Genomic DNA, 4,486 nt, shown 5'->3' on the forward strand with positions numbered 1-4,486 from the left:
GCCATCGACTAAGAAGGCCTCAAACGGGTAAATGCGACTCAAGAGGCGTGCGCGAATCCTCAGCCCAAATTTGAATAAATCAAAAACTTGGTTGTACTTAGCAAACTGATCGTCGTTGACCAACGACTTGAGAACAGCCTCAAGTCGTTGCTCCTCCAAGGCGATATCGCACAGCCAATAGGCGTGCAGCCGCACGAATGGATCTATGGAAAATCCAAATTGTACTGCTGCGGATTGTTGGTATTGCCTAGTCAATGATTTATAACTTGCTGGGTGTACTTCTAATTCGCGCTGCGCTAACCATCCCCACAACGGCGGCACGTTACCCAGCTTGGTACTTTCAGTTTTACTGTGTGCCTTTTCTGGGAATTGCCACGCCAGCGCCTGACGGGTGTAGTTGATGATTGGTGACTGTACGCGGTTGAGGTGTTCGAGTTGTTGCACCAGTTCTCTTAGCTGGTCGATTGGTTCGGGACGGTGCATGAGAAAGGCGCGTTCGTTGAGTTCGCCAGACTCTAACTGATTTTCCTGGTCTAAGGCGTAGGCAGCCATAGCGAGTGCGTCAGCTGCATCAGATTTATTCGGGAGGTTTTTACCACCGCGATAGCGGCGTAACTCTATGTGACCTACCCAAAGTATCTTAATTCCCAAACTTTCTAAAATCCGTGCCCAAAGCCGTGAATAATGATTACCTGTTGGTTCAAGGACGGCAACATCAGGACTATGATTTTTGACATAATCAGCAAAATCAAAAGCTGATTTTTGATTAGTTTTTGGGTTAGGACTTGAGTAGAAACTAGGGAACAAGGTTGACGCTTTACTTCTTGATTTCTGCCAATAGTTCTTTAATCCTCCAACTGGATAAGATGTTAAAATATGGCAAGTAACGCTCGATTTACTAACATCAACTCCCAAGGATGTAATTGATTTAATTGTCATGGTTCAGCCGATAAATTGGGGTTTTGCTGTTCGTGCTGCAACACGATTGAAAGCCCAGTTTTGACGCTTGAATCCCCTAACACCCCACCAAAAGAAGGGCGCGATTCACTCTTAACGCTGGGTTTATCCCGGTCGTTTTAGGAAGGTTGCGCTTGAAATTAACAACACCCCACTTTTTGGGTGTGCGATTCAGGATTAACGCCCCACTTCCTAGAAACAGTGGGGCGGACTGCTTTGGACACAATCCGCTACGGTGGTAGATCGCCACCGTTTCGGCTACTGTGTCGGGTAGCCATCATCAGGCGGTTAGCTGTTACGAAAATCTCCAGTAACTTCTTTAGCAAGTCTTGAGAATGTGAGAGATATATGCTTGAGAATTTTTTCTATGTCATCTTCAATGTCATCTCCTTTAATTTCATTATTTTTTATTAGCTTTAAACCCTCCTCAATTTTGCCTTTGGCGTGAATTAATTCGTGCCAAGTAGTGTAATAATCTGATATGATTTTGGGTTGTCAATTATTGTTAGTTGTTTCTAAATTTTCATGACTCATAAACTTCATCGTCCTCAAAATCGTCATCGTCACTAACTAATGAATATTGGTTCTCCGGGTCAATCTTGTTAAGAGCATCGACCATTGCTCGACCACTTAAAACATCAAAAACGGAGTAGCCACCAATTGCGATCGCATTCTCTGCAAGCTGCATTTTGAGAATCTGTTCGAGTCCGGGAGTTCTTAACCTGGGGTCGATATCGTCAATTGAATTTATCGGTCTTGGCTGCTCGTTGCCGTCGATCCAGCGGTCATACTGGCTGTTATAAAATTCTCGAAATGCTCTAGCAACTTCGGGGGTTCCGATTGGCGGTGCAGTATCCAAAAAATCGGCCATCTCCGCGCCGCGGTGGAAACCTTCTGACCAGCATTTCATTGATTCAATCCACTCATTATTCATGGCAAAGCCACCAGTCGCGACTGCCTCTGCTGCAACCTCATGTGCTGATGCACCGCGATTGCTAGCAATAATTTGAGCCATTGCTTGAGCTTGAATACTGCTAAGGCGCTCTAAATCCACAATCCACAGGGCCACCTCTTCACCGTCTGGGCCGGTAACTCGCTCCAGGGGGAACGGATCGCGCATGGGTATCATACCGTCGGGGAAGAGGTCTAGTATTGGTTCGTAAGGATTTCCGGGTTTAAGTTCTACCCAAGTGTCATGTTTGGTCATACTGTTTTCTTCGATTTTTCAAACGGTAATTTTCACACTCGCAACGCTGTTGTGCTTCCTTCAAGGCAGAGAGGATAGCATCGGCGTTTTCTCCAGAGAAAACTGAAGTGTCGCCGTTAAGCCAATACACAATAATTACTTTCTGGTCTTCGTCATCCATGACTTGCCGCATTTGGGCCAAGTTGACCCAGCCGGCTGTCGGTGTTTTACATGTGTACACGGTGGGAACTGATATGATTTGCATAATCGCTGAAATCTACGTGGCTGTGGATTTTGAGCAATTGCGATCGCACCACTCGGCATAGTACAAATGTTTCCTTAGGCGCGATCGCATTTCAATTTAGAAAGGTGGAGCATCTGGATCGTCTGGGTCTAAATTTGATTTGGGCCACTTTGCTGACAATAGTCCGCTTCCACCGCAAGTAGGACACTCAAAGGCTCCACCGTGTTGTAAGTACCCCCTGCCCATGCAGTTGTAGCAATCGTCATAGGGGGGCAGATCGTCAAACTTAAAGATGTCCTCATCAATAATTTCGTCTGGATGATTGTAGTCAAACATGTGTTGTGATATTTTTTACATGTTCAGGTTGAAGTAGTTAAACGATTTTTCAGGAGCGATCGCACTTCCTCAAATGAGCAACGAAGACCCCAAGAAGGAATCCAAGAGACACGGTTGGTACGAAGAGAAGAAACAGCGCATGAACCTGACGCTGACTCCAACAACAGCCAACCACTTGGAGGCAATTTCCAAAGTTCAAAACACGAGCAAGTCAGAAGTAATCGAAGCAATCATCAGGGAGAAAATGCAGCAGTCAGTATCGGCAGCAGAGGTGAAGATCCTGGGAAAATTTCAGAACGTCTCAAGTTAATAGAACAAGCATTTTTGTCTTACGTGCACGGTCATCAGCAACGCTTAGAAGCACGTCTTGATGAAAGTCGAATATTAGAAGAAAAGTTTTTATCAGCTGTTAAAGAGCTTGAGCGTGACATTAATTCCTTGATTCCGGAACAAAAGGAATTCTCTGACTCAGAAACAACAGAAATAGAAGAAAATCCATAAACCGTCCTGCCTGTATGGGTTGGGACGGTTTTGTTTATGCCAATCGCATTCACTACACCACTGCGATTTCCCTTGAGCGTTTGGAGTTGAGTTTCGCGCTACTGCGATCGCAACTAATAATCAATGACCTAAGAAAAGCAATAAGCCACCTAAAATTGCACTTCCGGGTGGCTAATTGAATCAATTAACTAATAGAATCATGTCACAAAATACGAATAAAATCAATCTTCCGTGGACGGAAGAACACGAAGCATTCTGCTATCAACATCACATACCACCTGCCGCTAAATCGCTTTGGCAATGGCTAATACGGCAAGGTGAAATTGCATCAGAGATAGAGCCAGATTTATCACAATTTAATGCTTGGATAGAAAAACATCGAGGTAAAGCTTACTCGCATAATTACCTCAAACAGATGTTTGAATTACTGCTAAACCATCGTGTTGTGCAAGTAGTTAAGCAGTACAGTTGGCAGATTTACAAGTTATTAGTTAGACCGCTTGACTGGTTGAAACCACGGAGAGAAAAAAACTTACAAAACAGTAACTCTAGTTACAATTTACAGCCTTCAAATGATAGTAACGCCGTTAAGGAGTCTTTACAGCAGCAGCATTCCACTAACAAGCAGCTTCTCTTAGACAACGGTATCTATTATGACGATGACATCACCCAAGTGTTACATCGTCCAACTAACGAAATAAAACTTGCAATTTTAATATTCATCCTTCGTGGTGGATTTGAAGAGATTAAAAATCCCGAAGGATTTATACGTGATTGTTTGCGTGGTAAATGGTGGGAACACCCGCGAAATTACAATCACTTACTACAAGCTTATGGGAATTCTACAGAGTGGGATGAATTATTTCCATCTGGATAATTCCTATGTATAAAAAAAGCCACCCACTTGGCGGCGTGTCAATTAACGGTGTTGTGATTATGAATCATTTAAATCCACAAAGGATAGAGCATTTCAAAACCTGGATAAGAGCGCGGATTATTTCAGAAGTTGACTTTCATTATTTAAGCGCTGTTGATGCCCTAGCGTGGTCAGCTGCCCTTAAGGAACTGTCCCAAGAAGTCAGTCACGAAGTTGTACCTTTTGACCGGGGGCAGGGGGACAAATGAAGCAAACTACACTGTTTGACCTGGAAGCTTTCACCCAATCCCCAGTTACGAATTACGATCCAGCCTGGGATGCAATCGACACACCACAAAAAAATATAGACACTGTTCTGGAGCAAACATCAGAACCGTCAAAACCT

At 44.0% G+C, this 4,486-nt stretch carries 8 protein-coding genes; 4 read left to right on the plus strand and 4 right to left on the minus strand.

Annotated features, from left to right (window positions below):
• The coding region (locus tag I8752_RS24940) for an IS110 family transposase (RefSeq protein WP_214434927.1) at window positions 1–939 on the minus strand (939 nt) is incomplete at its 3' end.
• 180 nt (window positions 940–1,119) lie between these two features.
• Between I8752_RS24940 and I8752_RS24945 the strand changes: the two genes are divergently transcribed.
• Window positions 1,120–1,290: a hypothetical protein gene (locus I8752_RS24945; protein WP_214434928.1), complete on the plus strand. Its 171-nt coding sequence runs from the start codon at window positions 1,120–1,122 to the stop codon at window positions 1,288–1,290.
• A gap of 190 nt (window positions 1,291–1,480) precedes the next feature.
• Here the strand turns inward: I8752_RS24945 and I8752_RS24950 are convergent, their stop codons facing one another.
• The 3 genes from I8752_RS24950 to I8752_RS24960 all read right to left on the minus strand — a co-directional run bounded on the left by I8752_RS24950 (window position 1,481) and on the right by I8752_RS24960 (window position 2,723).
• Window positions 1,481–2,164, minus strand: coding sequence for a hypothetical protein (locus I8752_RS24950; protein ID WP_214434929.1), 684 nt, complete (start codon window positions 2,162–2,164; stop codon window positions 1,481–1,483).
• A complete protein-coding gene (locus I8752_RS24955) occupies window positions 2,151–2,408 on the minus strand; it encodes a hypothetical protein (protein WP_214434930.1) in 258 nt (85 codons plus the stop codon). Before I8752_RS24955 ends, I8752_RS24950 begins: the two co-directional genes overlap by 14 nt.
• Window positions 2,409–2,504: 96 nt before the next feature.
• Window positions 2,505–2,723 carry a hypothetical protein gene (locus I8752_RS24960; protein ID WP_214434931.1) on the minus strand — a complete coding sequence of 73 codons (219 nt, stop codon included), beginning with the start codon at window positions 2,721–2,723 and terminating at the stop codon, window positions 2,505–2,507.
• Between the two features lie 114 nt (window positions 2,724–2,837).
• On the opposite strand from I8752_RS24960, the gene I8752_RS24965 reads away from it, so the two are divergent.
• From I8752_RS24965 to I8752_RS24975, 3 genes are all read left to right on the plus strand, one after another.
• Entirely contained in the window at window positions 2,838–3,224 is a 387-nt protein-coding gene (locus I8752_RS24965) for a hypothetical protein (RefSeq protein ID WP_214434932.1), read from the plus strand.
• A gap of 199 nt (window positions 3,225–3,423) precedes the next feature.
• Window positions 3,424–4,101: a hypothetical protein gene (locus I8752_RS24970; RefSeq protein WP_214434933.1), complete on the plus strand. Its 678-nt coding sequence runs from the start codon at window positions 3,424–3,426 to the stop codon at window positions 4,099–4,101.
• A gap of 5 nt (window positions 4,102–4,106) precedes the next feature.
• On the plus strand, window positions 4,107–4,349 hold the full coding sequence (locus I8752_RS24975; RefSeq protein ID WP_214434934.1) for a hypothetical protein: 243 nt from the start codon (window positions 4,107–4,109) through the stop codon (window positions 4,347–4,349).
• The last annotated feature ends 137 nt before the right edge of the window (window positions 4,350–4,486 follow it).

The organism is Dendronalium phyllosphericum CENA369 (assembly GCF_016056275.1).
Taxonomy (GTDB): domain Bacteria; phylum Cyanobacteriota; class Cyanobacteriia; order Cyanobacteriales; family Nostocaceae; genus Dendronalium; species Dendronalium phyllosphericum.

Coding starts and splice junctions, on each gene's coding strand:
- I8752_RS24970 (WP_214434933.1), top strand. CDS start 3,424: ATGTCACAAAATACGAATAAAATCAATCTTCCGTGGACGGAAGAACAC.
- I8752_RS24975 (WP_214434934.1), top strand. CDS start 4,107: ATGTATAAAAAAAGCCACCCACTTGGCGGCGTGTCAATTAACGGTGTT.
- I8752_RS24960 (WP_214434931.1), bottom strand. CDS start 2,723: ATGTTTGACTACAATCATCCAGACGAAATTATTGATGAGGACATCTTT.
- I8752_RS24950 (WP_214434929.1), bottom strand. CDS start 2,164: ATGACCAAACATGACACTTGGGTAGAACTTAAACCCGGAAATCCTTAC.
- I8752_RS24955 (WP_214434930.1), bottom strand. CDS start 2,408: ATGCAAATCATATCAGTTCCCACCGTGTACACATGTAAAACACCGACA.